Source organism: Arenimonas oryziterrae DSM 21050 = YC6267, from assembly GCF_000420545.1.
Lineage (GTDB): Bacteria > Pseudomonadota > Gammaproteobacteria > Xanthomonadales > Xanthomonadaceae > Arenimonas > Arenimonas oryziterrae.
In genome coordinates this window covers 881,466-906,627 of the sequence record NZ_ATVD01000001.1, presented here as the reverse complement: position 1 = coordinate 906,627, position 25,162 = coordinate 881,466, and the positions used below count along the sequence as shown (strand labels likewise).

Here is a 25,162-nt window from a genome sequence, read left to right as displayed (position 1 = left end):
CTGGATCGCCTTCTCGTTTCGCGCGGTGACGGGACCCGCGCGTAAAGCTCGAGGGCGTATTGCAGGAATCCTGGATCCGGGTGGACAGGGGTTCAGTCTCATCGGGCACTTTGCGGAAACGCATCGCCCGAATCACGCGTGGCTCACGCGCCGCTCCCCGTGCCGTAACTTCGACAAGCGCAACGTATCCACTCCCTCTCAGGGAACGACGCATCGGATGCGGACGGCAACTCTTCAGGAGCAAAACCTATGTCTGATATCAAAAAAGAACATGTCATCGGAACCGGCACGGGCGCGGTCGCCGGTGCGGTCGCAGGCGCGGCGGTCGGCGTTCTCGCCGGACCGATCGGTATGGCGGCCGGTGCGGTGGTCGGCAGCATGCTGGGCGCCGGTGCGGGCAACAGCCTCGCCGAAGTCGTGAACCCGACGGTCTATGCCGACTACTGGAGAGAAAACTATCTCGCCAAGCCCTACTACCAGGCCGGTCGCGAGTGGAGCGACTACCAGCCGGCCTACGATCTGGGCTACAGCTCGTACGCGAGTTCGCAGGGCCGCAAGTTCGACGACATCGAGGCCGAACTGCAGCGCAATTGGGAATCCACGCGCGGCACGTCGAAACTGGCCTGGGTCGATGCCCGCGGCGCGGTGCATGATGGCTGGACGTATGTCGAGAACGGCAAGTCCGCCGTCCTGTGATCCTGCGGTGTGAGTGACCGGAGCCGTCGCGTTCGCGCGACGGCTCTTTTTTTCGCCGGGCCGTGCCCAGTCGTGCCGGTGCGGCTGCGCGCGGGCCGTTCTTCGGGCCCGGCAGGCCGCTGCTAGACTGCGCGCGTCGCTCCCCGGGATCGTCGCATGTCACCGTCGAACGCCTCGTCTTCTTCCCCCTCGGGCCGCCGTCGCGCGCGCGCGATGCTGGCGCTGCTGGTCGTGCTGCTGCTGGCTGGCGGGTTCGTTGCCTGGCGCTGGTTCTCGGCCGATCACGCGCCGAGCAACCGGCTGCAATCGGCGCTGCAGGCGGCGCTCGACACGATGGACTACCACACGGCGAATCCGCCTTACGAGCAGGCGCAGGTCGGGCCCATCGTCGAGGCTGGTCTGGTGCCGCTGGACGCGACGATGAAGGACCCCGCGTTCGTCGCGCGTCGCGCCGACTTGCAGCGCCTGCGCGAGGTCGTCGCCGCGCAGATGCGCAACGAAATTTCTTTCGCCGTTGCCTTGCAGCGCGTGAACGGACGCATCGTCGACGGGCTCGGTCCGGTCAGCAGCGTGCGCGAACTCGCCGACATGCGTGCGCGCATTCGCGAGGTGCGCGAGCGCAGTCCGGCTTATCTGGCGCAACAGGAAGCCGCCGCCGCGCCCTTCGATGCCCTGCTCGCCGATCTCGATGGCGATGCCGCCGTGCTGGTGCGCCGGGTCAGCGGGGCGAAACAGCCGCTGCATCTGCAACATCTGCAGGGCGTGGTCGCCGATATCGGCGCGCAGATGGCCGCGCTCGATGCCTTGCTGCTGCACCTGGACGCGCACCGGTCGGACTGGCATCTCGATGCCAACGGCGTCGGCGTGATCTTTTCCGACCAGGCGGCCGGCGAGACCTTCCAGCGACTGGCGGGTCGTTTCGATGCTGCGTCCAAGCGTTTGGAAGCGAGTACCGCCGCGCTCAAGGCCTCGGCCGCTGCTGAGCGGCCCTCGCCGAGTGATGCGCGGTAAACAAACCGACGGGAGGCAGTGAAGCGCTTCTTCACATGCGCTTGTCGCAGGTTTTCATTCACTCCGGGCGTGGCAGCATCGAGCTTCCCATCAGCGCCTGCCATGGAGGAATGCATGTCGGTTTTCGTGGATGAGTTGGCAAGACAACGCGCCCTGGACACCTATCACCTGGTCGACAGCCTGCCCGAGGCGGCGTACGACGACATCACGCGCGTGGCCTCGGCCCTGTGCGGCGTGCCGATCGCGTTGATCTCGCTGATCGATCGTGACCGGCAGTGGTTCAAGGCGCGCACGGGTCTGGCGGCGACGCAGACGCGGCGCGATGAGGCGTTCTGCGATCACGCCATCCGCGAGCCGGACCGGCTCATGGAAGTCCCCGATGCCCTCGGCGACGCGCGGTTTGTCGACAATCCGCTGGTGACCGGGGAGTTGGGCATTCGCTTCTATGCCGGCATGCCCCTGGTGACGCCGGGCGGCGCGCCGATCGGTACGGTCTGCGTGATCGACCGCGAACCGCGGGAGCTCAACGAGGCGCAGCGCGAAGGTCTGGCATCGCTCGCGCGCCTGACGATGAATCTCATGGAAGCCCGACATCGCGAACGCGAGCTCGAGCGGGCGGCGTTTCTTGCATCGGCCGTGCCCGAGCCCGTGCCCGTGGCGCCGTCGATCGACCACAGCGCCTTCACGGTGGCGATCTTCGAAGTGCAGGATCTCGCCGGTGCCGGTGCGCGCCTGGGCGAACGTGCCGCCGAACGCGTGGTGCTCGATCTGGAGAATGCGTTGCACGATGGCCTGCGCCCGGGCTCGGGCGACAGCGCCAGTCGTGCGACCGGCAGTGCGGAAGTCATCGTGGTGCTGCACGGCAAGGACGTCGGCGACGCACTGCAACGCTTGCAGGAACGCGTCTTCGCCTTCGAACGCGAGACCGGCCTGCATGTGCTGTCGGGGCATGCCGATTCGGAGGCTGCTAACGAGCGCGTCGAATCCGTTTTCCTGCGGGCCGACATCGCGTTGAGCCAGCAAAAAGACGTGTACTGGGCTGGCCTGACCTCGTAAGCTCGCTCCGACACCGGCTTGAGGCGAGACATCGATGGAAGCGAAGCGCGCGCGCTGGCTCGCGGCGGTGGCGATGGCGGCGTTGTTGGCCATCGCCGGGGTCTATGGCGGAGTGCCCTGGCTGCACTACCTCGCCAAGCCCGTGACAACGTGGCTCATCGTGGCGATGGTCTGGCGCCTGCCGGCGACCGAACCGCGTTATCGCGCCGGCATCCTTGCCGGCCTGGGGCTGTCGACGCTCGGCGACGTGCTGCTGATGCTGCCGGTTGACGCCTTCGTGTTCGGCCTGGCGAGTTTTCTGTTCGCGCATCTGGCCTATCTGTTCGCGTTCTCACAGCGTGCGCGATTGTTCGCCGTGATCTGGCCAGTGCTCGTTTATGCAGCGCTCGCAGCCGCCGTGCTCTCACTGCTGTGGCCGGCCCTGCCGTCAGCGCTGGCCGTGCCCGTCGTGGTCTATGTCTCGGTGCTGGCGGCGATGGCTGCGCAGGCGGCCGGCATGTGGTGGCGACAGCGCGACTGCGTGAGTGCATTCGCAGCGATCGGCGGACTGTGCTTCGTCGCCTCCGACGCAATGCTCGCCCTCGATCGTTTCCGCGCGCCGTTCGCCATGGCGATGGCGGCGGTGCTGACGACGTACTGGATCGCGCAGTGTCTGATCGCGCTGTCGGTTAGTCGTGAGTCAGGCCTGCCCCGAGGCCCCCAACCGCAACGCGACCAGATCAAGCAAGGCACGCAGGCGCGCGAGCCGGCGCAGATCGCGGTGATAACCGATCCAGGTATCGCGGCCGGGCGGTGGCTCGCCGAGATCCACGCGCATCAGTTCGCCGAGGCTGTCGCCTAGCGGTACGGGCAACACGGCCAGTCCCAGGCCCTGTGCGCACATGCGTGCCTGCACCAGACGGCTGTTGCTGCGAAACGCGATGCGCGCCTTCGGCAAGCGCGTCTGCAGCCAGCTGTCATCGGGAAAACCGGCGAACGCGGAATCGAGCGCGAGCAGGGCGGTGTCCTCGCCCTCGCCGACATCGGAAAATGCGCCGCCGCGCCGCGCATACACCGCGTACGGGGTATGCAACAGCTTGCGTGAGATCACGTCGGGTTCGTCGAAGGGGCGGATGCGGAAAGCCAGATCGGCTTCGCGGCGCGACAGACTGAGAAAGCGCGCCTCGGTGAGCAACTCGACGGTGATGCGCGGATGCGTCTGCGCGAACTCGGCGAGCAGGGGCGTGAGCACCGTCGCTCCGAACCAGTCCGACGAAGTCACGCGCAGGCCGCCTTCGAGATGCTGTTCCTGGCCGGTGAGCCGACGCGCGATCGCCAGCGCTTCTTCTTCCATGCGCTCGGCATGCGCGAGCACCGCGCTGCCTTCGTCGGTCAGCACGAAGCCCGCGCTCGTGCGCTGGAAAAGTTTGTGGCCCACCGCGTCTTCGAGCGCGCGCAGGCGCCGACCCATCGTCGGCTGCGTCTGCTCGAGCCGACGCGCGGCCGCGCCGAGCGTGCCTTCGCGCGCAATCGCGAGAAACACGCGCAGGTCGCTCCATTCCATGCCGGACCCTCGGATGACGCCGGACAGCGTCATGCAAGTATGCATGGAAGGTGTTCATCGTCGTCGGTTCCCATGCGAATTTACGTGAGCTAGATTGGCGCTTCACCGGCCCGGAGCCCCGTATGACCCCCGTCTCCCTGTATTCGCCCGAACCTGCCCGCGGCTGGCTGCCCTGGGGTCTGCTCGCTCCCATCCTGCTGATCGTGTTCGTGGCGGCGCCGGTGCTGGCGACGGACGGATGGATGCAGGCGAATCATTTCCTCGAGCCGATGGGCGCGCCGATCGGGTTGCGCGGCTTCTACGCCCTGCTGACCATTCCCTTCGCGCTGAACCTGCTGGAAGTTCTCGCCTGGGTGCGCTGGGTCGAACGCCGTCCGTTCACGACGATCGGCCTGGTCGGTCCGCAGCCCCTGCACAAGTTTCTGCACGGCATCGCCATCGGCGCCGGCACGGTATCGATCGTGGTGATTTCGATCTGGATCGCGGGCGGCCTGCAGGCCGGTGGTTTTTTCGCGGCATGGCGGTCGCCGATGAGCTTGATGCATGTGGTGCTGTTGCTGGCGAGTTTCGTGCTGCAGGCCGGCACGGAAGAAATCATTTTCCGCGGCTGGCTGTTGTCGGCGGTCGCGCGCAAGTTCAATGTCGCGATCGCGGTGTTGCTGGTGTCGCTGGCCTTCACGTTCTTGCACTACAGCCCGCACCAGCCGCTGCGTATCGTGAGCTGCTCGTTCCTGTTCTCGGTGTTCGCCTGCGTCTGGGCGTTGCACGCCAAGAGCATTTGGGGCGTGATGGGTTGGCACACGGGCTGGAACTGGCTGCTCTCGACCGGGTTCGAGTTGCCCGTCACCGGCATCGATGCGAACCTTCCGGCCTTGCTGGTGGCCTTGCGTCCGCACGGTCCGGATCTCCTGACCGGCGGCACGGAAGGGCCGGAAGGCAGTGTCCTGTGCAGCGTGTTTTTTGTCGTCGCGATCGCGCTCATGATCTGGCGTCGCAGAGCGCGCGAGGCGGCGGCCGCAGCTGGCGTCGGCATACGAACGGAGGAAAGCCCATGAGCGTGGTATCGCCGCGGCAAATCGCTGCCAACCTCGCCGAACTTTGGTCTCCACGCGTGATCGCCGACGTCGACGATTCCTACGTCAAGGTTGCGCGGGTAGAGGGCACGTTCGGCTGGCACAGCCACGAGCACGAAGACGAAATGTTTCTGGTGCTGCAGGGGCGCCTGCGCATCGACATGGACAGTGGCGCGGTCGAACTGGGCGAGGGCGAGTTGTACGTCGTGCCCAAGGGCGTGCGGCACAATCCGAGCGCCGCCGGCGAATGCCTGGTGATGCTCATCGAGCGCAAATCGACCCTGCATACCGGCGACCAGGTCACCGACAAGACGCGGTCGATTGCCGATCAGCTGCGGCCGCTGTAGACCCGATCGATCGTTGCGACGCGGCCGCTCAGCGGCGGATCATCGTCGCCAGCATCGTCGCGACCAGGACCGACGTGCCTTCCTGGTCGGCGAAGATATCGCCGCGCGTGATCATCAGGGTGCGGCCCGGTTTGAGCACCGTGCCGACGGCGCGGAAGCGCGTGCCGGCCGCCGGGCGCAGCAAGTTGAGTTTGAATTCCACGCTCAGCACATCCGAGCCGGCCGGCATCAGCGATAGCGCCGCGAAGCCGCAGGCGCTGTCGACCAGGGTCGTGACGATACCGGCATGGATGAAGCCATGTTGCTGCGTCAGCGTGTCGCGATGCGCCATCGCGATCTCCACCTCGCCCGCGTCCACACGCGTCAGTTCGGCGCCGATGAGGTGCATCGCGGGTTGCAGATCGAAGCAGGCACGGACACGGTCGGCGAAATCGGCGGCAGGGGCGTGGGCATCGGTCATGACCCGAGCATAGGGGCGAAGCTTCACCCCTCGCAATCGCGGCGTCGCCGACCGAATACCCTGAACGCGCCGACCTTCGACGAACCTGGCCTGAACCCCTGCCTTCCGGCGGGGTCATAAACGCCGCCACACGGCTAAAATGCCGTTAATTCGTGCGTTTTCAGGAGTAATGGGACCATGCATCAAGAAAGAATGTCGGGACACGCCGCGTGGGCGCTGCGTTGGCGCCGGGGCCTGTCTCTGGCCGCGCTGACGGGCCTGCTGTGGGTGGGCAGTGCGGCGGCGATCGAGTTGCCGTGGAAGGCGGACAAGAAGCCGGCCGTTGGTTCGTGCTTCCTGTTGTTCGAAGTGGGCAAGGGCGAGGTTCGCCGCGCACCGGACGAGGTCTGCGACTCGCGCGTCACGCCGGCGTCGACGTTCAAGATTCCGCATTCGCTGATCGCGCTCGACACCGGCGCCGTGTCCGGGCCCGACGAGGTCATCCCCTACGACGGCAGTGGCAACTGGCCCGAATCGTCCAAGCGCGATCACACCCTGGCCAGCGCCTTGCAGAACTCGGTGGTCTGGTACTACCAGAAGGTCGCCGAACGCGTCGGCGAGAAAAAGGAAGCCGCGTACCTGCGCAAATTCGCCTACGGCAATGCCGACAGCGAGAGCGGGCTGACCACGTTCTGGCTCGGCGGTTCGCTGCAGATCACCCCCGAGGAGCAGCTGGATTTCCTGCGCCGCTTCTACGACGGCAAGCTGCCGGTGAAGTTCGAATCGATGACGACGGTGATGTCGATGCTGCTGCAGCCGCCAGGCGTGGTCGTCAATTCGCTGGGCGAGCATCCGTTCGACGCGCCGTGGCCGGCGGGTACGTCCGTCGCGGCGAAAACCGGCAGCGGCACCGATGCCGACGGTCGCACCGTGCGCTGGCTGGTCGGGCGCGTGCGTCGCGAAGGCAGTTCCTATCTCTTCGTCAGCTGCGTGATCGGCGACGAGGACACGCCCGCCGAGGCGGCGATCGATCTGGCGGCGAAATCCCTGCGCGAGAATGGTGTGCTCTGACCGCGGGTTGTGCCTAGAATGCCGGCAGCAACCAGCGAGGGGCGCTTGTGATCCGCGTAAACGATCTTTCCTTTGCCTACCGGAAGAACAAGCTTTACGAGCGTTTCAATCTTCAGATCGACGAGCCGGGCGTTTACGGTGTCTTCGGGCGCAATGGCAGCGGCAAGTCGACCCTGCTCAAGCTGTTGGCCGGGCTGCTGTTTCCACGTCGGGGTCGCATCGAGGTGCGGGGTTTCGAACCGCGCCGGCGGCATCCGGACTTCCTGGCGCAGGTTTACATCGTCCCGGAGGAATTCCATCTGCCCGACCTGAGCGCGACGCGGCTTGCGCAGACGCAGGCGGGGTTCTATGCGGCGTTTTCGGCCGAGGCTTTTGCCGAATATCTCGACATCTTCGAGCTGTCGGCGCAGCAGACCTTCGGTCAGATGAGCCTGGGCCAGAAGAAAAAAGCGGCGATGGCCTTCGCGCTTGCGACGTTCACCCCGGTGCTGCTGCTCGACGAGCCCACCAATGGCCTGGATATCCTGGGTCGCGACCAGTTCAAGAACATCGTCGCCCGTCCCGAACAGCGCAGCCGCACGATCCTGATCAGCACGCACCAGGCGCACGATCTGGAACGCATCATGAGCCATATCCTGTTCGTCGATTCGGCGACGCTGGCGCTGTCGGCGACCTTGCCCGAACTCGCGGCGGCCATGACCATGGGCGTGGCGGCGGACGCGGAGGCGCTGGCGGAGGTCGACGGGCTGATTTACCACGAGGCGATGGGCGAGCAATGGGCGTTCGTCGCCGAAAATGCCTCTTCGACGCCGGGTGCCGTGCATCTGGAGCTGCTGTACAAGGCGTTGAGCCGCAACAAGGCCGGCGTGCTCGCGGCCCTGCAGGCGACCGACCAGGAGAGCGCGCATGTTTAAGCTGACGAGATTCCGGCGTCTGGCGGCAGCGCATTGGGCCGAACAATGGCGCACGTACGCCTGGTTCCTTGGCATCGGTGTGATCGTGCACTTCGTGCTGGTGCTGATCCTGCTCCTGCCCGATGACGGCTTCCGCGCGCTGAGCACCGGTGGCCAGGCGGCGTTCTTCTACACGGGGCTGTACCTGACCGCGCCGATTTTCGCTGGTCGCTACTTCCAGGCGATGACGCGGCCGGAGTCGAGCCTGGTGCTGCTGATGCGGCCCGCCTCTTCGTTCGAGAAATGGCTGCTGGCATTTCTCGTTGTCGCAGTGGCCTATCCGCTGGCCTATATCCTGGCCTACAACGTCTGCAATATTCCCGCCGGTCTGATCGCTGCGGCCCAGGCGCACAACGCCTATGTGCTGAGCGCCGCGGCGGGCAACGACAACCTCGGATATCTCCTGAAGCCGGAGAATTTCGAGCTGTATTTCGTCTGGGAGCACATCGACCGGGCGTATCTGTGGATGGTGATCCTGTCGCTCGGCGCGCTGCAGGGCTTCGCCGTGCTCGGCAGCCTGTATTTTCGTGCGATGCCTTTCATCAAGACCATTCTTGCCGCCTTTTTCGTCCTGCTGGCGGTGATCTTCCTGGCCTCCGTACTCAGCACCCAGCCCGATCTCTTCTTCGGATACTGGAGCAGCGTGTGGGAGCTGCCCACCTGGCAAAGCACGCTGTTCGCCGCCGCCTGGGTCGGCGTGCCGGTCCTGTTGTGGATCGCCTGCCTGTTTGCGCTGCGGGAACGGGAGATCGCCTGATGAAACGCACTGCCGCCACTTTCGCTGTCGCCATGGCACTGTTCTTGAGCGCGATCGCGTTTTCGCAACGGCCACCGGACGAAACCAGTCGCGTCGCCCTGGATTTCACCGGGATCGATACCGTCGAGGTGGCCTCCAAAGACAATTTCTCGCTCACCTTTGCCGACGGCCAGGCCCATGAAGTCCGTGTCGACTCGCCGAGCGTGCACGAGGATATCCGCGACGTGCAGGTTTCCCGACGCGGCAGCACCCTGATCATCGCGACGCGTGCCTTGCCAGAGCCCACCGAAGAAAATCCGACGCTGCGCTACCGGGAATTGAAAGTCTCCCTGCCGACCCGCGTCCGCCATCTCATCCTGCGCGGCAGCGAAATCGAGGTGAAAACGCCAATGCCCTCGCTCGACGTGCGCAGTTCGGGGCCGGTGTTCCTGCAGGGCGACGTCCAGCAGCTGCGCGTGATCGATACGCGTGAGCCGGCCGGTTGCAAAGGCAAGTGCGCGAACATGATCACCATTCGCAGCGGCACGATCCAGGCGCTGACGGTGGCCACGCGCGACGGCAGCGTGTCGCTCGAGCAGGCCGGGACCATCGCATCGGCGACGCTGGCCCTGGGCCCGGACGCGACCTTCTCGCTCGGCAACGCCCGGCGCCTCAACACCGTGCATCTCGTGGACCTCGATCCCCTGACTGGCGACGCACCCGTCCAGGTCGCACCCGCCGAAAAGACCGATTAGACGGGTACGCGGAGACGCGTTTCCACGCGACGGCGGCCGATTCGCCTCCGGCCGTTTTCGCGAGCACAATGCCGCCATGGCCGCCGCCGAAAAACGCGAGCATCCGCGCGAGAACGTGTTTCTCGCCATCATGATTTCGCCCAATGGCAGCGAACACCGCGTCGTGGTCTACGACTTGTCCGAGAGTGGTGCGCGGCTTGGTCTGGCCGACGACTGGGAGGCGCATGCGGGCACCGCGTTGCGTCTGTACTTCCAGCTCGATCCCGAACACGTGGTCATGCTCAATGGCCGCGTCACGCGGCTCGCAGTCGATCACATGGGCGTGCAGTTCGCGCCCGTGCAAGCCGACGCGATCCGGCAGCTGCTGGCCGGCATCGGCTTGGGCGACTAGGCGCGGCTCAGAAGCGGTAGCGGATCTTCGCCAGGATCTGATCGGAATCGCGCAGGCCGAGCGCTTCGTCGAACAGGTCGCCGGTCGAGCGCAGTTCGCGGTTCTCTTCCAGATAGCCGCCGCGCGAATACACCAGATAGATGTCCGACTGCGGACCGAGCAGGTAGCGGTAGCGCAGCTGCACGCCGAAGCTGTTGATCTCGAACGCGGGCAAGGCGAGGGCGCCGTTGCTCATGCGGCCGTCGGGCTGCAGCAGATAGCGTTCGCCGCGGTCAGCGCCGATCGCCAGCCACTGCGTTTTCACCCGGAACTCGTGCTTGCTGCTCGGGAACCAGCCCAGATTGAGCGACATCTCGCGCAGATCCTTGTGGTAGCGGCCGAAGTCGGTGCCGCCTTCCCAGATCAGCCAGTCGCTGGCTTTCTGCCGGCCGAGCTCGAGCTGGGCATTGAGTGTGTCGCTCGGATACCAGTTCGTGGTGAGGTAGAGCACTTTCGCGTCGCCGTTCTCCAGGCCCTGCGGGGCCAGCTCGCCGTAGACAGAGAACTGCCACTGGCCATGCCGCGCGGAATTGAATTCCGCGAAAGAGTTGCTGCGGCCGGACACGCGCCATAGGCCATGACCGCGCGAGATCAGATCGTTCCAACCGGCACTGATGAGGTTGTGACCGATTTCGATGTTGCCGCCGCTGCGCAGTTCGAGTTCGCCGTTCAGCAGGAGCCAGGTCGGCAGACGATCACCGGTATCGTTGCTGCGATGCTGGGTTTCGACGGAGAAACCGGAGCTGCGGATGCGCGAGGTGTCGCTGGTCGCGCGGCGGGTGTAGTTGGCGGTGAGCTCGAGCTCGTTGAGACTGGCGCGGCGCAGGAAGCCGAGGTCGTTGAAGTCCAGGCGGCGATCGAAATGCGTCGCTTCGGCTTCGTAAGTCCAGGACTGCGAGGGCGCGTAGTTGATGCGGAACCAGCCGCCGGTGCCGTCCTTCGACAGGCCGGCCTGATCGATGAAGCTCGCGAGGATCTGCGCGTTCACCGTCAGCGTATCGCTCGGGCGCCAGCGCAGGTCGAAGGCCTGCACCTGCGCCGTGCGATCGCGGAACGGCCGCTCGGTGTCGGTGCCCAGCCAGCCGAGGCTGAGCTTCGGCGTGACCGGGTAGAGCAGACGCGCGGCGTAGAAATCACGGCCGGCATCGTCGTGTTCGGCGGCTGCGAGCAGGCCGTAGCCGAGCTCGCCGACCGAACCGTTGAGCTTCACTGCCGCGTCGATATCGGCCGCGCCCGAGCCGTCGTCGGCATTCGCGCCGATGCGGCGCGTGTAGATCAGCTGGCCGTTGTCGGGCGTGCGCAGATCGAAGAAGCCCTGGTTCTCGGTGAAGAACGGGCGCTTGTCGGTGTAGAAGGTTTCGACCGCATCGAAATTGACGACGAGTTCGTCGGCTTCGACCTGGCCGAAGTCGGGATTGATCGTCGCGCTGAGCTGGAAGGTCGGTGAAGGCTTCCAGAACAGGTCGGCGCCGACCTTGTAGTCGGTGCTGCCGTCGATGAGGTCGTGCAGCACCGTGACGTAGGGCCAGACATGGAACAGCGCTTTGCGGTACTGCGGAATTTCCACCTTCTCGAAATCGGAGACGAAGCGCGGGCGCTCGTACGACGCGGCGGGCGTGGCATAGCGTTCGCCGTTGCCGCCCATGACGCGATCGAAATACACCGCGACCGTGCGTGTGGGCGTGTCCGAGCCGCGCATCGGCGCGACCGACCACGGGATCAGCATTTCCACGTACCAGCCGGTCTCGGTTTCGGTGACCGCCCAGGACCAGTCGGTGTCCCAGTCGGAGTTGAAATAGTTTTCGTTGGTAACGACGACGTCCTGGATCGAACCGGACAGGCCGACGGTGAAGTTGTAGGCGGTGCGGCCGTCGGCGTCGAAGTCGATCATGAAGTTGACGCGATCGCTCGGACGGCCCTGATCGCGTTCCAGGCGCGGCTTGACGCGCGGCACGTTCGCCGGATGCGCGACGGTGAAGCCCACCGCGATGCCCTGCGGCGTCGAGATCATGCGCGCTTCGGTCGCGAGCGCCGGATCGGGCGTGGCCAGCGAATACGGCTGCGTGACCTTGAAGTCCTTGAACACGCGCGCCTGCGCCCACTCCGGTTCGTCGAGCTTGCCGTCGACCGTGATCGACTGTGCGTGGGCGGCGAATGCACTGCCCGAGAGCAGGGCGGCGAAGAGGGCGCGGGCGAGCAGCGAGGGCGGAGACGAGATCATGCGGGCGTGGCCTGGCAGGTGTTGCGGCAGCGGGTGCCTATTCTAGAAGTCGCCGGGCGCGTCGCCCCCCTGCCATTGGTGGGGGGTGAGCGTGATGCAGGCACCGGTTTGGCGCACCGCCAACCGTCTGGCCGACGGGTTAGCATCGGCCTTGGTAAATCGCCGCCGGAACCTCATGAAAACCGTCTACCGCGCCGCCAGCCCGCTTGATGCGCAACTCGTAGTCGATTGGCTGGCCGCCGAAGGCATCGACGCGCATGTGCAGGGCAATTATCTGTCCGGTGCGATCGGCGAACTGCCGATCGGGGAAATGGTGCGTGTATGGGTGGCCGATGACGACGAAGCGGCAGCGCGTGCCTGCCTGGCTGAGCGTGAGGCGCAGAACTCGGCCGAGGGCGACGACTGGGACGAAGCTGACGTCGAAGCCGAAGTAACAGAAGCGTCGCCGGGCTCTGCCACGGCGGCGCCCGTCGTATCGGGAGGGCGTGGCTGGATCGGGCTGGCGGTCGGTCTGCTCCTTGGCGCCGGCCTGACCTACTGGCGCATGCATGTGCCGGTGCAGGTGGATGAACTCGACTACGACCACAACAATCTCGTCGATTCCCGTGAGACTTATGAAGGCGAGGTCCTCAAGAAGATCGTCGACGATCGCAATGGCGATTCCAAGCCGGATCAGATCACGCTCAATCCTTGGAGTGGCGCGGCCGAAGTCCAGGTCGATGATGATTTCGACGGACGGTTTGAGGGCGTGATGATCTACAAGAAGAATCTCCTGAATTCGTATGCCGTCGATGATGACGGCGACGGATTCTTCGAGCAGCGCAGCGACTATGTGGACGGGGTGATTTGGCGCGATCAATATCTGGACCCACGCGATTCGTCTGTCTTCAAGCAGCGCCTGTATGTCCACGGCGTGCTAGACACCGAAGAAATGGATCGCGATCGCGACGGCACTCTGGAGATAAAACGAAAGTTTGACCGGATCGGCGAAGTGATTCCGTCCGACACCGTCGCCCCGTAATCACGCTGCTGCCTCCGGGCGGTGATGCCCGCTGTGCCTCGGTCGAGGCTTATGCGCGCAGGTGGTACATGCGCAGCGTGCCGAAATTCTTCGCGGCGGGGACCTGGCCGACATAGTCGCAGGCATAGCCGTCCGGGGCGAGTGCGAGGCGGGCGGCGAATTGTTCGGTCACGAATACCTCGCCCGGCGGCGTGACTGGTTCGATGCGCGCCGTGCGGCTGACATGCGCGCCGAAATAATTGGTCAGGCCGAGCACCGGATCGGTCGCTTCGAACACCGGGCCGTAGTGGCCGCCCAGGCGCAGGGCGAGCGTGTCCGGCAGACCGCAGGCGTGCAGGTCTAGCGCTTTCATCGCAGTTTGCAGGTCGAGCGCGCAGCGCGCGGCGGCGACGGCGTCGTCGAGCACGAGAAACAGGCCGTCGCCCCAGGTGTTGCGATAACTCAGATGCGCACCGTAGTTCGCGAGTACGCCGCCGATCGCGCCGAGCACATGGGTGACGAAGGCGGGGATCTGCGCTTCCTGCAATTTGCTGAAGCCTTTCACGTCGCCGAACAGCATCGCCTTGAGCTGGCGTTCGGAGGGCGCGGGCAAGGGCGAGCGTGTGTTCGCGGCGGGCGCATTGCCCGGGCTCGCGATCACGGTCGTGGTGCGACCCGTTTCGCGCCAGGTACTGACGTCGAAGCCGGTGCCGGCGACGCCGCCGGTGACCACGCCGTCCCAGACCGCGATCTGCTGCACGTCACCGTCCAGAAAACGTGCGCGCAGGATTGCCAGGCCCATCGCGACGAAGGAGCCGTACGAGAAAATCCAGTCGTGGCCCAGAAAGCGATCGTCGGTAGCGAAGGTGATCGAGCTCGCGTGCTGCAGACAGTGCTCGAACCGCGCGAGCCAGGGCGCGCCGGCGGGCGCGACCGAGATGCCGGTGAACTCGTCGCGCGAGAATGGCAGTACCACATGCAACTCGGCGCCGCGCGCAAGCAGGGCTTCGGCGAACAGGATGTCGGCGCCAGAGGCGAGGCCGCCATAACCAAAGCCGACCTGTCGTTCGGCAAGTTGTTTGCCGATCGCGTCGGCGACACCCGCTTCCTCATTCGCGGGGAAGCGGCCGCGCGCACCGGGTGCGGCGATCATATGGCCGGTGTAGTGGATCACGGTCGGCGGCGCGAGCGGCGCCAGCACGGCATCGTCGATGCCACGCTGCCGGCAGATCAGGCGGAGTTGCCGGCGCGTGGCGGCGCGCGCGGCGAGATCGTGGCCCTGGTGCGCGGCGTGTTCGAGGGCGCCCGCGGCCGCATCGACATGCCCCAGCACCAGCTCCGCTTCCGCGAGCGAAGCGGCGCGATAGTAATTGTCTTCGACGCTGGCGCCCGCCGCCCGGCACAGCGGCCGGACCGCGTTCGCCATCACTTCCGCGGCCCGGACATCGCCGGCGAGCAATCGTAAGGTCGCGACATTGATGCCTGGGTAGTAGTCGCCGCCGTCGCGATAGATCGCTTCATACCGGTCGGCGGCTTGCGCGAGCAGGGCGGGGCGTTCGTTCGCCGGCGCCGTGAGCGCGCGATCCTTGGCGATGCGCGCGGCGAGCGCGGCGATGTCGCCATCCTTCGCAGTGGCCAGGCCGAGGCGCCGAAACTCCGCGTCTGCCTGCGCGGTGGCTCCGGCCTTGGCGAGATTGAGCACGGCGCGGTGGCCCAGGCGCAGATGGCCCGGATGCGCTTCCAGCCCTTGCAGGGCGGTGTCGTAGGCGAGCAGCAGTTCGCCGCGGGCTTCGAGTTGGCGGACGCGCGCGAGCCAGTCTTCGGGACCGTTCATGCGCGCGGGTTATTCGGCCGCGCAGCGGACACGGATGATCGAACCGTCTTCGACTTCGCCGCGCGAGCGCGTGAGTTTCATCAGGTTGTCGTCGACGATCTGCAGGTGGTAGCTGTCGGTCTGATCGGCTTGTTTGTCTTCGGGCAGGAAGTCAAAACCGTCGCCGGCGGCGATGGCGCGCGAGGGAACGTCCCAGTTCGAGGTCTGCGGATGGTTCACGCGCGTAAGGATGGTGTCGGGACCGGTGCGCAGGATTTCGTAGCGGATCGTCAGGCCGTTGTAGGGCTGGCACCAGTGGCCCACGAGGAAGGCGATGTCGCTGCGCTTGGGCGCGCGGGCAACGGGCGCCGCGGCGGCAACCGGTGCGGGAGCCGGGGCGGAAGCGACCGGCGGTGGTGCCGCAACTGCAGGTGCCGGTGCGGGTGTGGTCGTGGCAGGTGCGGTAGTCGTCGGGGTCGGTGCAAGCACGGGCGTCGTCGTGGCGACGTCGCTGGGTGCCGCGACCGCAGGCGCCGTCGTGGCCGTCGCGACGGGTGCGGGCACGGCATTGCGCTGACTGACGATCCAGGTGCCGGCGATCGCCAGGGCGACGACCGCCAGGCCCAGCAGGCCCAGCAACACTGGCGAATGCGTGCGTGCGACGGCCGGCGTCGGTGCCGGCATCGGCGTCGTCGACCGCACCGGTGCTGCGCCCGGCACGGACATCGCCTTGATCGCCGCGACCAAGGGCATGAGGTGCTGCTCCATCGGCGACTTCCACGCGTCGACCCATTGCGCAGAGGAGATGTAGAACTCCAACGCACCCGACGGATTCACTTCGCGGATGCGCACCGGCAACACCGGCTTGGTCTTGCTGACCGCGCGTTCGACTTCCTTGCGCACGAACTGCGAGTCGTTGGACTGGTCCGAGAGCACGAGCACGAGCGCGCGGGCCTGCTCGATCGCGTCGATGATCGCCTGTCCGTATTCGACGCCCGGCGAGACATCGCGCGGTGCGACCCAGCAGCTGATGCCCTGGCCTTCGAGGAAACCGACGATGCGGAACGCGACATCGCGGTCGGCACTGGCATAACTGACGAAAATATCGGGCACCGTCCGCCTCGACCGTTCGGGAGCGTGGCGGCCAGTCTAGCAGCGGGGCCGGCGCGTCAGCGGGCGACCGGCGGGCGTCCAGGACCGGTCCGGGGCGGGTGCACCGGGTCCGGGGAACCGTGATTTCCGGGCCCCTGCCTTCCGGCCCTTCAGTCCGCGGCCAACCCTAGTAAGCTGGCCCGGTCCTGCCGCCGTCCCCGAAAGCCCATGACCGTGCCCGCGTCGCCCCGTTCCGATGCTTCCCATCTCTGGCTGGGACTGGCGATGTTCGTTCTGGCGGCGCTGGGCTCCTGGTATTTCGTCGGCTTCGTCGCCAGCACCGGCGATCGTCTCGAACGCGAGCGCGTGCAGTCGCTCGCGCGCACGGCGGCGGCCACACTCGAGTCCGGTCGCATCGGCATGCTCAAGGGCAGCACCGCCGACATCGGCACGCATGACTTCGATGCGATCCGCGACGAGCTGCGCCGCGTGCGCGACGTCAATCCCGACTTCCGTTTCGTCTACCTGATGCGGCCGGCCGCCGACGGCCAGCGCAAGATGGTATTCCTCGCCGATGCCGAAGCCGCGGAGTCGTCGGACTATTCCGCGCCCGGCGACATCTACGACGGCCCGTCGCTGGAACTGTGGCGCGTATTCAGCACCGGCATTCCGGAGATTCAGCCGCCGTATCGCGACAAGTGGGGCTATTGGGTCACCTCGATCGCGCCGGTGCGCAACGCGAACGGCACGATGGTCGCGATTCTTGGCATGGATATCCGGGCCGACACCTGGCTGGCGACACAGGCGCGCTATCAAGCCTTCGCCTGGGCGATCTGCGGCTTGATCCTGGCCCTGATCGTGTTGTTCACGCTGGGCCTGCATCTGCAAAAACGCGCCGGCGAACGCCTGGCGGTGGTCAACGACCAGCTGCAGGAAAAGCTCGCCGAACTCGAGCGCGCGCAGGAAGGCCTGCGTCTGGCCGATGTCGTCGTGCGTCATACCGGCGAGGGCATCCTGGTGCTGGATCCGGAGTTGCGCGTGGTCAGCGCCAATCCCGGATTCGTGCGCATCACCGGCCATCCTGCCGACGAGGCGATCGGCAAGGTTGCGCCGCTGTTCGATGACGATGCCGACGCGCTGCAGCAGGTAAGGACGCGCCTGCAGGCCGGTACGCACTGGGACGGCACCTTGCTGGCGCGTCGCGCGAACGGCGATCGTTTTCCGCTCGAGGCCAGCGTCGACCGCGTGCACGACGGCGATGGCCGCGTGCAGCACTACGTGATGGTGTTCCGCGACGTGACGGTGCAAAAGCAGCTCGAGGACCGTCTGCGCGAATTGTCGGCGACCGATGGCCTGACCCTGCTCGCCAACCGTCGCAGCTTCGACGAAGCGCTGGAACGCGAATGGCATCTGGCGACGCGGCATGGCGAGCCGGTGTCGCTGATCATGATCGACATCGACCATTTCAAACCCTACAACGATCTCTACGGCCATGGCGCGGGCGATCGTTGCCTGCAGCAGGTCGCGACCGCGATCGCGGCCGGCGTGCGCCGCGAGGGCGCGCTCGTCGCGCGCTACGGCGGCGAAGAATTCGCGGTGATCCTGCCGCGCACCGATACGGCTGCCGCGCAGGAAGTCGCCGAGTCCCTGCGCCGCCGGGTCGAATCGCTCGGCATCGCGCACGCGGGCAATCCCGACGGTAGCCGCGTCACGGTGTCGATGGGCATTTCCACGCGCACACCGCCGCAGACCGCCGATTTCGAAGACCTCATGCAGAGCGCCGACCAGGCCCTGTACCGGGCCAAGGAAGGCGGGCGCAATGGTGTGGTGTCGTCGGGGTGAGTGTCGGCGGCGATTCTCCGCGCGTCGGCGTCGGCGTCATCGTGATGCGCGACGGCAAGGTGTTGCTCGGCGAGCGCATTGGTTCGCATGGGGCAGGGACCTGGGCCTTGCCGGGCGGACATTTGGAATTCGGCGAGTCGGTCGAGGACTGTGCGCGTCGCGAGGTGCGGGAAGAGACGGGTCTGGTGCTGGGCACGCTTCGCGCGGCGCCGTATGCCAACGATCTGTTCGCGGCCGAAGGCAAGCATTACGTGACCTTGTTCGTCGTGGCGCACAGCGCCGATGGCGAGCCGGTCCTTAGCGAGCCCGAAAAATGTCTGCGCTGGGACTGGTTCCGTTGGACAGACTTCCCCGCGCCATTGTTTGCGCCGCTGGAGACCTTGCGTCGTTCGGGTTACGTGCCGGCGGCGGACTGAAAAACAAACCCCGGCGTCTTGCGACACCGGGGTTCTTGTATCGACCTGCGGATGACGATCAGACGATCGTCAGGGTCACGTCGATGTTGTTGCGCGTGGCATTGGAGTAGGGGCAGACGCCATGTGCGGCGTGGACCAGTTGCTCAGCAACGGCGCGATCGAGGCCGGGCAGCGACACCTGCAGCTCGACTTCGATGCCGAAACCGGCCGGGATCGGGCCGATGCCGACCAGGGCCGTGATCGCGGTGTCGGCGGGCAGCGCGACCTTTGTGCGACCGGCGACGACCTTCATCGCACCGATGAAGCAGGCCGAATAGCCCGCCGCGAACAGCTGCTCGGGATTGGTGCCGTCGCCGCCGGCGCCGCCGAGTTCGCGTGGCGTGCTCAGTTTGACGTCAAGCGCGCCATCGGAGGATGCGGCGCGGCCGTCGCGGCCACCCGAGGCAGTGGCGGTGGCGCGGTAGAGGACTTTTTCGACAGACATGGTGGATCTCCGTGGTGGGTGGGTTTCACAGGATCGGCCAGCGCAGTCCGATCCATGTAAGTTGTGTGATATTAAATAGCGCGCTATGTATGTGGGATGTGTGGTTGGATTGTCCGGCCGGTCAGGTGTTCGCCAGCAGGCTCGAGCGCAAGGCTTCCAGCCGCGCCTTGGTTTCCGACAGTTCCTTCATCGAACAATCGGTTGCGCAGAAAATGCCGTTCTGTACCTTGTGTACTTTGCTCTTGAGCGCGCGCCCGGCAGCGGTCAGGGCGATGACGACCTGGCGTTCGTCGCTGACAGCGCGCGTGCGAGTGATCAGCTGCGCCGCTTCCAGGCGCTTGAGCAAGGGCGTGAGCGTGGCCGAGTCGAGGAACAGGCGTTCGCCGATTTCTGACACGGTGAGCTCGTCGCCGGCCCAGAGCACGAGCATGACCAGATACTGCGGATAGGTCAGGCCCAAGTCGCCAAGCAGCTTGCGATAGACCTTGCTCATCGCCAGTCCGGTCGAGTACAGCGCAAAACACAGCTGGTCCTCGAGCGGGAGGACGCGCGGGGTTCCGGTCTTGGCGGCAGGGCGTTTGCTGGTCATGGGTCGGCAATATACATAGCGCGCTATTGAATAGCAAGCGGTATTTATCGGCTAAGCCCCAGACAGGCGTCGGACCAGGCCCAGGGCGCCTGTTTCGACGAGCGAAAACGCCGCCTCGAACTCGCGGACGCCACCGGTGTAGGGGTCGGGGACCTCGCCGCCGGCCTGTACGTCGGACCATTCAAGGAAAAGTGCGCATTCGGCTTTGGCGTCGCGCGGACTGCGTTGGCGCAATTGCATGAGGTTGCTGCGGTCCGCGCATAAGATCAGGTCGAAGCGGTGGAAGTCGTCGGGCCGCAAGGCTCGCGCGCGCTGACCGGAAATGTCGATGCCGTGCCGGTGTGCAACCGCGATCGCACGCGGGTCGGGCGGTTCGCCCGCATGCCAGTCGCCGAGGCCGGCGGAATCGAGTCGGGTGTCCGGCCTGCGCGTCGTCCAGTGCGCGCGCACCAGACCTTCCATCAAGGGCGAGCGGCAGATGTTGCCGAGGCAGACAAAAAGGATGTCGGGCATGGCGCCTGCATCGAAGGTGGACGAGGCATCGTGGTGGCGGTCCGACAGGCGGTCAAGCCTGGGATATGCTGGACCGCACCTGGCAAGCGGGGGTGGCGATGAGCAGCACCAAGTCCTGGACCTGTCCGGCCTGCCATCTTCCGGCGACCACGCCGTATTGCCCGCAATGCGGCGAACGGCCGCTCGATCCGCGGGAATTGTCCCTGCGTGGCGTCATCAGCCAGGGCTTGCATGCCTTCACCAATCTCGACGCGCGCCTGCTGCGCACCGTGCGCTGCCTGATCGCACGTCCGGGCATGCTGACTCAGTTGTATCTCAAGGGCCCGCGCAAGCCCTTCATCGGGCCGTTCGCGCTGTTTCTGCTGGCCAACGTCGTGTTCGTCGCGATGGAATCCTTGTCGGACTCGCACATCTTCTCGCCGACCCTGGAAAACCACCTGCACCGGCAGCCCTGGAGCCCCTGGGCGCAGGAGCAGGTCGCGCAGCACCTGCTGGCGGCGAATACGACCTTGGCCGGGTATGCGCCGATCTTCAACCAGGCCGTGAACACCAATGCGCAGTCCTTCGTCTTCATGATGGTGCCGCCGCTCGCTCTCCTGGCGGCGCTGGTGTTCTATCGCCGGCACCGACCCTTCGTGGCGAACCTGGCGTTCTCCCTGCACTTTCATGCCTTCGTGCTGCTGCTTTTCAGTGCTGCACTGCTGGTGCCGACGGTCGACAAGTGGTTTGGCGGCGTGGGTCTGGGCTCGCAGCGGCTGGACGATGTTCTGTCGATCAGCCTGCTGGCGATCACGGCCTTCTATTTCTACTGCGCGGTAGGGCCGGTGTACGAGGTGCGCGGGGGCTGGCGAGTGCTGCAGGCGATCCTGCTGGCGATGGGCGCGGCCGCTGTCGTGCTTGGTTACCGGTTCGCCTTGTTCCTGATCACGCTTTACGCCACGACTTAGGCGCAGGTCGCAGACCTCCACCCCGTAGGAGTCGCTGAGGCGTTGTACTCTCGACTCCAATGCCCCGAAGGATCCACCCATGCTCCGTCATCGCTTGCTGGCACTCCTGGCCGCCACGTTCCTCGTCCTCGGCGCGATGCCGGCGGACGCGGCGAACCCGCCGCTGATCGAAACGCTCAAGGGCGAAAAGCCGATCCAGCTACGCAGCCTGCATATTTCCTCCCAGGTGCGCGGCGGTCTGGCGCAGACCACCGTGCGCATGGTTTTTTTCAATCCCAATGCCCGGCAACTTGAAGGAAATCTGCAGTTTCCGCTGCTGGATGGTCAGGATGTCACCGGCTTCGCGCTCGATATCAACGGCAAGATGCGTTCGGCGGTGCCGGTCGACAAAGCCAAGGGCCGCCAGGTGTTCGACGAAGTCGAACGCCAGCGCATCGACCCGGCCCTGCTTGAGCGCACACAGGGCAACAACTTCCGCCTGCGCATCTACCCGATCGCGGCGCAGGGCACGCGTACGGTCGAACTGGTCTATAGCGAGTCGCTCGCGCGCGTCGGTGACGACTGGTCGTACCGCTTGCCACTGGCCTACGGCGGCGGTGCCGACGATTTTGCGCTGAGCCTGCATCTGGCTGGTGGCGCGGCCCGGCCGCGGGCAAACCAGAGTCTGGGCAAGCTGATCTTTGAGAGAGACCGCAGCGGCTGGTCGGCTCAGGTGGCTCGCCACCAGTTTGCGGCGACCGAAGGACTGCAGATCCTGTTGCCGGCCACGCGGGAAGCCCAGACGTTTACGCAAACGCAGGACGGCGATGTGTTCTTCGTCGCCGAGGTGCCGGTGGAAGGTGCACGCTCTGCGCGAACCTTGCCGCGGGTGGTCGGACTGCTTTGGGACAGTTCGGGTTCCGGCGCGGGACGTCAGCTGGCGGCGGAACTGGCAGAGCTCGATATCTACTTCCGCGCCCTGGATCACGGCGAAGTACGGTTGACGCGCCTGCGCGACCGCGCGGAACCGACGACGTCCTTCAAGATCGTCAACGGCGACTGGAGTGCGCTGCGCAAAGCGCTGGAGACCACCGTCTACGATGGCGCCAGCGCCCTGGCTGACTGGAAACCGCAGTCCGATGTCGGCGAATACTTGCTGGTCAGCGATGGCCTGATCAACTACGGCACGCAGGCCTTCCCGGTTCTCGCGAGCGGACAGCGCCTGTATGCGATCAACTCCTCCGCGAGTGCCGACACCGGACGCTTGCGCGCGCTGGCCGAGCGCAGCGGCGGTCGTCTCGTGCAGGTGTCGGCGCAGTCGCCCGGCGCCGCCGCACGCTCGCTGCTGACGGAAGGTCCGCACCTGGACAGCCTGCGAGGCACCGGCGTCGCCGACTTGCAGTTCGAGTCGGCCCATCCTGAGAACGGTCTGGTGCGTATCGCCGGTCGCCTCCTGGCTCCGAACGCGACGGTCGCCGTGCAGTTGACCAGCGACGGCCGTCGCAGCACGGTGATGGTGCCCGTGTCGGCAGAAGCGCCCGAACACCCGATGGCGGCGCGTCTGTGGGCAAGCTACCGTCTGGCGGCGCTGGAGGCGGATCATGAGCTGCAGCGCGCGCAGATTCGTCGCCTCGGCCAGCGTTTCGGCATCGCCACGCGCGAGACCTCGCTGATCGTCCTCGATCGCGTCGAGGACTATGTGCGGCACGACATCACACCGCCAGCGGAGCTGCAGGCCGAATACGCGCGCCTGCGCGCCGAGGAAGAGGGCACGCGCAAGAAGAATCGCGACGAGCACATCAATGACATCGCTGACGCTTACGCCAGCAAGGTCGCCTGGTGGGAAAAGTCCTTCCCCAAGAATGCGCCGCCGAAGCCCAAGCCCGAACGCCGCCGCGAGAGTGAGCGATCGATGAGTGCACCGGCACCGGCGATGGTGAGCGCGCCGCCGTCACCCGCAGCCGAGGCCGCTCGCGACTCTGTCGCCGCGGCAGGCGACGGTGCGGTCAGTCCAGTCGATATGGCGACCAGTGTCGAATCCAACACCCTACTCACCGAGGCTCAGGTCGCACGTGTTCCTGTGGGGCGGAACGTGACAGGAATGGCCGCCGCCGATCCTTCCGGGCGCGCCAATGGTGAAGGCCTGGGTATGACGTTGAAAAAATGGACCGCCGACGCCCCCTACATCTCGCGCATGCAATCCGCGCGCGCCGAAGACCTGTACGCGATCTATCTCGACGAGAAACCCGCTTACACCAACAGCAGCGCGTTCTATCTCGACGTCGCCGACGTCCTGCTCGACAACAAGCAGCGCGACCTCGCCCTGCGCGTGTTGTCCAACCTCGCCGAAATGGACCTGGAGAATCGCCAGGTGCTGCGCATCCTCGGCTATCGCCTGGTGCAGGCCGGCGCGCCGGAACTGGCCATCCCCGTGTTCGAGAAAGTGCGCTGGCTCGCGGAGGACGAACCGCAGTCTTTCCGCGATCTGGGTCTGGCGCTGGCCGCCGCTGGTCGGGACCAGGAAGCGATCGGCCAGCTGTACGAGGTCGTGCAGCGTCCTTGGGACAATCGTTTCGCCGAGATCGAACTGATCACGCTCGCCGATCTCAACGCCATAGTAGCCCGCTCGGCGAAAGCGCTGGACACCTCGCAGATGGATCCGCGCCTGCTCAAGAACCTGCCGCTGGACCTGCGCGTCGTGCTGACCTGGGATGCCGACAACAGCGACATGGACTTGTGGGTGACCGATCCCAACGGCGAGAAGTGCTTCTACAGCAATACGCTGACCTATCAGGGCGGTCGCATCTCCGACGACTTCACCGGTGGCTACGGTCCGGAGGAATTCTCGCTGCGCGCGGCGAAACCCGGCAAGTACAAGGTCGAGGTCAACTATTTCGGTGATCGTCAGCAGGTCGTCGCCGGTGCGACCACCTTGCAGGTGCGATTGACGACCGCGTTCGGCACGCGCGCGGCGAAGGACCAGTGGGTCACCCTGCGCCTGAAGGACAGCAGCGAAACCGTGTTCGTCGGGGAATTCGAGGTCAAGCCCTGAATCAGGCGTGCGGCGGCAACGTCTCGGCGGTCGCTTCGGCGACCGCCGGGAATCAATCTTCCATCAGGAACAGATCCAGCCCCTCGGCATCGTCGCCGGTCGCGGGATCGGCGCTCAGCGGATCGTTGGCGACGATTTTCGAATTGGCCGAGTCGCCAATCGTGCGCAAGCCGTAACGACGGAACACCTGCGCGACGTGACCGGGATTGGCGGCGCAATGGTCGGGCCAGTCCTCGTCGAAGATCACGTCGGCGACGACCTGCAGGTCGTTGGCTTCGTTGGCATGGATCGCGAAGCGCTCGACCCAGTCGATTTCGCCGAGCGCACGGGCGACATCGTCTTCGAGCGAATCGCCGGCATTTTCGCCCGCACCCTGGTCGGTGTCGCGCTCGAACCGATAGCTCCCCATGACTTCCCGCTCCCCTGGCTGGTAACCGCTGCTCGCACCCTACCGCAATCGTGGGGAAAGACGGTGCTGCACCACACAAAACCGACCAGTGGAGGTCAGGCGCCGACGAATGTGCGGAAGTCATGACTCCGATAGCGCCGGTAACGTCCTGGCGCTCCGGCTTTCACCTGGGCGCAGCGGCGTTTTCCGCCGGGTCCGCCAGCGCGTTCAGTCGTCCGGCGAGCCATAGCGCAACCAACTCGCCGCCTGTGCGTAATGGCCGAAAACCCGGACATTGATGCCTTGCTCCAGGCCGAGAATTTCTGCGTGCTCGATCGCCGGCAGGAAATCCGGGGTCGGCTCGATGACCGCGACGCGGTCGAAGTGTTCGCGCTCGCTGCGCAGCAGGCGCGCGAGTTCGGCAAGTTCTTCCGGACGCGCTGGCTTGCCTTTCTTGCGATCGGTAACCAACAGCTTGCGACAACCGCGCGCCACGGCTACCGCGACGATCTCTTGCCAATACGCGATGCGGATGGCCTGCGCATCGATGTCGCCGCTCACGCCGACCTCGAGGATGTCGTCGCGCAGCAGGAAAGTGAGCCGATAGCCCCGATCCGGAGCGGGGGTGGATTCCGACATGGGCGGCGCTCCCTGACCAAGGGTCATTGGGGTAGGGCCAGCTTACGCCCGGGCCGACGCCGCTGCATTCACGTCGC

At 65.9% G+C, this 25,162-nt stretch carries 25 protein-coding genes and 1 pseudogene; 16 read left to right on the top strand and 10 right to left on the bottom strand.

Features of this window, described 5'->3' with window-relative positions:
• Positions 1–249: 249 nt before the first annotated feature.
• From G467_RS15410 to G467_RS17760, 4 genes and pseudogenes are all read left to right on the top strand, one after another.
• Positions 250–696: a hypothetical protein gene (locus G467_RS15410; RefSeq protein WP_022968543.1), complete on the top strand. Its 447-nt coding sequence runs from the start codon at positions 250–252 to the stop codon at positions 694–696.
• A 156-nt stretch (positions 697–852) separates the two neighbouring features.
• Positions 853–1,707 carry a hypothetical protein gene (locus tag G467_RS0104510; RefSeq protein WP_155844823.1) on the top strand — a complete coding sequence of 285 codons (855 nt, stop codon included), beginning with the start codon at positions 853–855 and terminating at the stop codon, positions 1,705–1,707.
• Positions 1,708–1,821: 114 nt separating this feature from the next.
• Complete coding sequence (locus G467_RS0104505; protein ID WP_245559032.1) at positions 1,822–2,763, top strand: GAF domain-containing protein; 942 nt, start codon at positions 1,822–1,824, stop codon at positions 2,761–2,763.
• Between the two features lie 34 nt (positions 2,764–2,797).
• Positions 2,798–3,421: pseudogene (locus G467_RS17760) on the top strand (lysoplasmalogenase); the annotation flags it as partial.
• A gap of 21 nt (positions 3,422–3,442) precedes the next feature.
• On the opposite strand, the gene G467_RS0104500 reads toward G467_RS17760, so the two are convergent.
• Positions 3,443–4,351, bottom strand: coding sequence for a LysR family transcriptional regulator (locus G467_RS0104500; protein WP_245559031.1), 909 nt, complete (start codon positions 4,349–4,351; stop codon positions 3,443–3,445).
• A gap of 77 nt (positions 4,352–4,428) precedes the next feature.
• On the opposite strand from G467_RS0104500, the gene G467_RS15405 reads away from it, so the two are divergent.
• Both G467_RS15405 and G467_RS0104490 read left to right on the top strand, forming a co-directional pair.
• Positions 4,429–5,361 (top strand): CPBP family intramembrane glutamic endopeptidase, encoded by a 933-nt coding sequence (locus G467_RS15405; RefSeq protein WP_022968539.1) that lies wholly within the window; start codon positions 4,429–4,431, stop codon positions 5,359–5,361.
• Entirely contained in the window at positions 5,358–5,726 is a 369-nt protein-coding gene (locus tag G467_RS0104490; protein ID WP_022968538.1) for a cupin domain-containing protein, read from the top strand. Before G467_RS15405 ends, G467_RS0104490 begins: the two co-directional genes overlap by 4 nt.
• Positions 5,727–5,754: 28 nt before the next feature.
• Here the strand turns inward: G467_RS0104490 and G467_RS0104485 are convergent, their stop codons facing one another.
• Positions 5,755–6,186, bottom strand: coding sequence for a PaaI family thioesterase (locus G467_RS0104485; protein WP_022968537.1), 432 nt, complete (start codon positions 6,184–6,186; stop codon positions 5,755–5,757).
• A 177-nt stretch (positions 6,187–6,363) separates the two neighbouring features.
• Between G467_RS0104485 and G467_RS17360 the strand changes: the two genes are divergently transcribed.
• From G467_RS17360 to G467_RS0104460, 5 genes are all read left to right on the top strand, one after another.
• Positions 6,364–7,236, top strand: a complete 873-nt coding sequence (locus G467_RS17360; protein WP_081644562.1) for a penicillin-binding transpeptidase domain-containing protein — start codon at positions 6,364–6,366, stop codon at positions 7,234–7,236.
• Positions 7,237–7,283: 47 nt separating this feature from the next.
• On the top strand, positions 7,284–8,150 hold the full coding sequence (locus G467_RS0104475) for an ATP-binding cassette domain-containing protein (RefSeq protein WP_022968535.1): 867 nt from the start codon (positions 7,284–7,286) through the stop codon (positions 8,148–8,150).
• Entirely contained in the window at positions 8,143–8,946 is an 804-nt protein-coding gene (locus G467_RS0104470; RefSeq protein ID WP_022968534.1) for a hypothetical protein, read from the top strand. The genes G467_RS0104475 and G467_RS0104470 overlap by 8 nt, the downstream gene beginning before the upstream one ends.
• Positions 8,946–9,680 (top strand): hypothetical protein, encoded by a 735-nt coding sequence (locus tag G467_RS0104465; RefSeq protein ID WP_022968533.1) that lies wholly within the window; start codon positions 8,946–8,948, stop codon positions 9,678–9,680. The genes G467_RS0104470 and G467_RS0104465 overlap by 1 nt, the downstream gene beginning before the upstream one ends.
• A 76-nt stretch (positions 9,681–9,756) precedes the next feature.
• Complete coding sequence (locus G467_RS0104460) at positions 9,757–10,071, top strand: PilZ domain-containing protein (RefSeq protein WP_022968532.1); 315 nt, start codon at positions 9,757–9,759, stop codon at positions 10,069–10,071.
• A 7-nt stretch (positions 10,072–10,078) separates the two neighbouring features.
• Here G467_RS0104460 and G467_RS0104455 read toward each other — a convergent pair whose 3' ends face one another.
• Positions 10,079–12,331: a DUF5916 domain-containing protein gene (locus G467_RS0104455; protein WP_022968531.1), complete on the bottom strand. Its 2,253-nt coding sequence runs from the start codon at positions 12,329–12,331 to the stop codon at positions 10,079–10,081.
• Between the two features lie 175 nt (positions 12,332–12,506).
• Between G467_RS0104455 and G467_RS17355 the strand changes: the two genes are divergently transcribed.
• On the top strand, positions 12,507–13,352 hold the full coding sequence (locus tag G467_RS17355; RefSeq protein ID WP_022968530.1) for a putative signal transducing protein: 846 nt from the start codon (positions 12,507–12,509) through the stop codon (positions 13,350–13,352).
• A gap of 49 nt (positions 13,353–13,401) precedes the next feature.
• Here G467_RS17355 and G467_RS0104445 read toward each other — a convergent pair whose 3' ends face one another.
• Both G467_RS0104445 and G467_RS17350 read right to left on the bottom strand, forming a co-directional pair.
• Positions 13,402–15,165, bottom strand: a complete 1,764-nt coding sequence (locus G467_RS0104445) for an adenylate/guanylate cyclase domain-containing protein (RefSeq protein WP_022968529.1) — start codon at positions 15,163–15,165, stop codon at positions 13,402–13,404.
• A 9-nt stretch (positions 15,166–15,174) separates the two neighbouring features.
• Positions 15,175–16,257 (bottom strand): toll/interleukin-1 receptor domain-containing protein, encoded by a 1,083-nt coding sequence (locus G467_RS17350; protein ID WP_022968528.1) that lies wholly within the window; start codon positions 16,255–16,257, stop codon positions 15,175–15,177.
• A 207-nt stretch (positions 16,258–16,464) separates the two neighbouring features.
• On the opposite strand from G467_RS17350, the gene G467_RS17345 reads away from it, so the two are divergent.
• Positions 16,465–18,078 (top strand): diguanylate cyclase domain-containing protein, encoded by a 1,614-nt coding sequence (locus tag G467_RS17345; RefSeq protein WP_026802351.1) that lies wholly within the window; start codon positions 16,465–16,467, stop codon positions 18,076–18,078.
• Positions 18,075–18,494, top strand: a complete 420-nt coding sequence (locus G467_RS0104430; RefSeq protein ID WP_026802350.1) for a nucleotide triphosphate diphosphatase NUDT15 — start codon at positions 18,075–18,077, stop codon at positions 18,492–18,494. Before G467_RS17345 ends, G467_RS0104430 begins: the two co-directional genes overlap by 4 nt.
• Before the next feature lie 58 nt (positions 18,495–18,552).
• On the opposite strand, the gene G467_RS0104425 is transcribed toward G467_RS0104430, so the two are convergent.
• From G467_RS0104425 to G467_RS0104415, 3 genes are all read right to left on the bottom strand, one after another.
• Positions 18,553–18,978 (bottom strand): organic hydroperoxide resistance protein, encoded by a 426-nt coding sequence (locus G467_RS0104425; protein ID WP_022968526.1) that lies wholly within the window; start codon positions 18,976–18,978, stop codon positions 18,553–18,555.
• A gap of 121 nt (positions 18,979–19,099) precedes the next feature.
• Positions 19,100–19,567 carry a MarR family winged helix-turn-helix transcriptional regulator gene (locus tag G467_RS0104420; RefSeq protein ID WP_022968525.1) on the bottom strand — a complete coding sequence of 156 codons (468 nt, stop codon included), beginning with the start codon at positions 19,565–19,567 and terminating at the stop codon, positions 19,100–19,102.
• Positions 19,568–19,618: 51 nt separating this feature from the next.
• Positions 19,619–20,080 (bottom strand): low molecular weight protein-tyrosine-phosphatase, encoded by a 462-nt coding sequence (locus G467_RS0104415; RefSeq protein ID WP_022968524.1) that lies wholly within the window; start codon positions 20,078–20,080, stop codon positions 19,619–19,621.
• Between the two features lie 98 nt (positions 20,081–20,178).
• On the opposite strand from G467_RS0104415, the gene G467_RS0104410 reads away from it, so the two are divergent.
• Both G467_RS0104410 and G467_RS0104405 read left to right on the top strand, forming a co-directional pair.
• Positions 20,179–21,027 (top strand): DUF3667 domain-containing protein, encoded by an 849-nt coding sequence (locus tag G467_RS0104410; protein ID WP_026802348.1) that lies wholly within the window; start codon positions 20,179–20,181, stop codon positions 21,025–21,027.
• Between the two features lie 79 nt (positions 21,028–21,106).
• Complete coding sequence (locus tag G467_RS0104405; RefSeq protein WP_022968522.1) at positions 21,107–24,058, top strand: VIT domain-containing protein; 2,952 nt, start codon at positions 21,107–21,109, stop codon at positions 24,056–24,058.
• Between the two features lie 52 nt (positions 24,059–24,110).
• Here the strand turns inward: G467_RS0104405 and G467_RS0104400 are convergent, their stop codons facing one another.
• Positions 24,111–24,467 (bottom strand): hypothetical protein, encoded by a 357-nt coding sequence (locus G467_RS0104400; RefSeq protein WP_022968521.1) that lies wholly within the window; start codon positions 24,465–24,467, stop codon positions 24,111–24,113.
• A gap of 207 nt (positions 24,468–24,674) precedes the next feature.
• The gene (locus tag G467_RS0104395; RefSeq protein WP_022968520.1) at positions 24,675–25,085 is read right to left on the bottom strand and encodes a hypothetical protein; all 411 of its coding nucleotides are present in this window, start codon (positions 25,083–25,085) and stop codon (positions 24,675–24,677) included.
• Between the last annotated feature and the right edge of the window lie 77 nt (positions 25,086–25,162).

Coding starts and splice junctions, on each gene's coding strand:
- G467_RS15410 (WP_022968543.1), top strand. CDS start 250: ATGTCTGATATCAAAAAAGAACATGTCATCGGAACCGGCACGGGCGCG.
- G467_RS0104510 (WP_155844823.1), top strand. CDS start 853: ATGTCACCGTCGAACGCCTCGTCTTCTTCCCCCTCGGGCCGCCGTCGC.
- G467_RS0104505 (WP_245559032.1), top strand. CDS start 1,822: ATGTCGGTTTTCGTGGATGAGTTGGCAAGACAACGCGCCCTGGACACC.
- G467_RS0104500 (WP_245559031.1), bottom strand. CDS start 4,351: ATGCATACTTGCATGACGCTGTCCGGCGTCATCCGAGGGTCCGGCATG.
- G467_RS15405 (WP_022968539.1), top strand. CDS start 4,429: ATGACCCCCGTCTCCCTGTATTCGCCCGAACCTGCCCGCGGCTGGCTG.
- G467_RS0104490 (WP_022968538.1), top strand. CDS start 5,358: ATGAGCGTGGTATCGCCGCGGCAAATCGCTGCCAACCTCGCCGAACTT.
- G467_RS0104485 (WP_022968537.1), bottom strand. CDS start 6,186: ATGACCGATGCCCACGCCCCTGCCGCCGATTTCGCCGACCGTGTCCGT.
- G467_RS17360 (WP_081644562.1), top strand. CDS start 6,364: ATGCATCAAGAAAGAATGTCGGGACACGCCGCGTGGGCGCTGCGTTGG.
- G467_RS0104470 (WP_022968534.1), top strand. CDS start 8,143: ATGTTTAAGCTGACGAGATTCCGGCGTCTGGCGGCAGCGCATTGGGCC.
- G467_RS0104465 (WP_022968533.1), top strand. CDS start 8,946: ATGAAACGCACTGCCGCCACTTTCGCTGTCGCCATGGCACTGTTCTTG.
- G467_RS0104460 (WP_022968532.1), top strand. CDS start 9,757: ATGGCCGCCGCCGAAAAACGCGAGCATCCGCGCGAGAACGTGTTTCTC.
- G467_RS0104455 (WP_022968531.1), bottom strand. CDS start 12,331: ATGATCTCGTCTCCGCCCTCGCTGCTCGCCCGCGCCCTCTTCGCCGCC.
- G467_RS17355 (WP_022968530.1), top strand. CDS start 12,507: ATGAAAACCGTCTACCGCGCCGCCAGCCCGCTTGATGCGCAACTCGTA.
- G467_RS0104445 (WP_022968529.1), bottom strand. CDS start 15,165: ATGAACGGTCCCGAAGACTGGCTCGCGCGCGTCCGCCAACTCGAAGCC.
- G467_RS17345 (WP_026802351.1), top strand. CDS start 16,465: ATGACCGTGCCCGCGTCGCCCCGTTCCGATGCTTCCCATCTCTGGCTG.
- G467_RS0104425 (WP_022968526.1), bottom strand. CDS start 18,978: ATGTCTGTCGAAAAAGTCCTCTACCGCGCCACCGCCACTGCCTCGGGT.
- G467_RS0104420 (WP_022968525.1), bottom strand. CDS start 19,567: ATGACCAGCAAACGCCCTGCCGCCAAGACCGGAACCCCGCGCGTCCTC.
- G467_RS0104415 (WP_022968524.1), bottom strand. CDS start 20,080: ATGCCCGACATCCTTTTTGTCTGCCTCGGCAACATCTGCCGCTCGCCC.
- G467_RS0104410 (WP_026802348.1), top strand. CDS start 20,179: ATGAGCAGCACCAAGTCCTGGACCTGTCCGGCCTGCCATCTTCCGGCG.
- G467_RS0104405 (WP_022968522.1), top strand. CDS start 21,107: ATGCTCCGTCATCGCTTGCTGGCACTCCTGGCCGCCACGTTCCTCGTC.
- G467_RS0104400 (WP_022968521.1), bottom strand. CDS start 24,467: ATGGGGAGCTATCGGTTCGAGCGCGACACCGACCAGGGTGCGGGCGAA.
- G467_RS0104395 (WP_022968520.1), bottom strand. CDS start 25,085: ATGTCGGAATCCACCCCCGCTCCGGATCGGGGCTATCGGCTCACTTTC.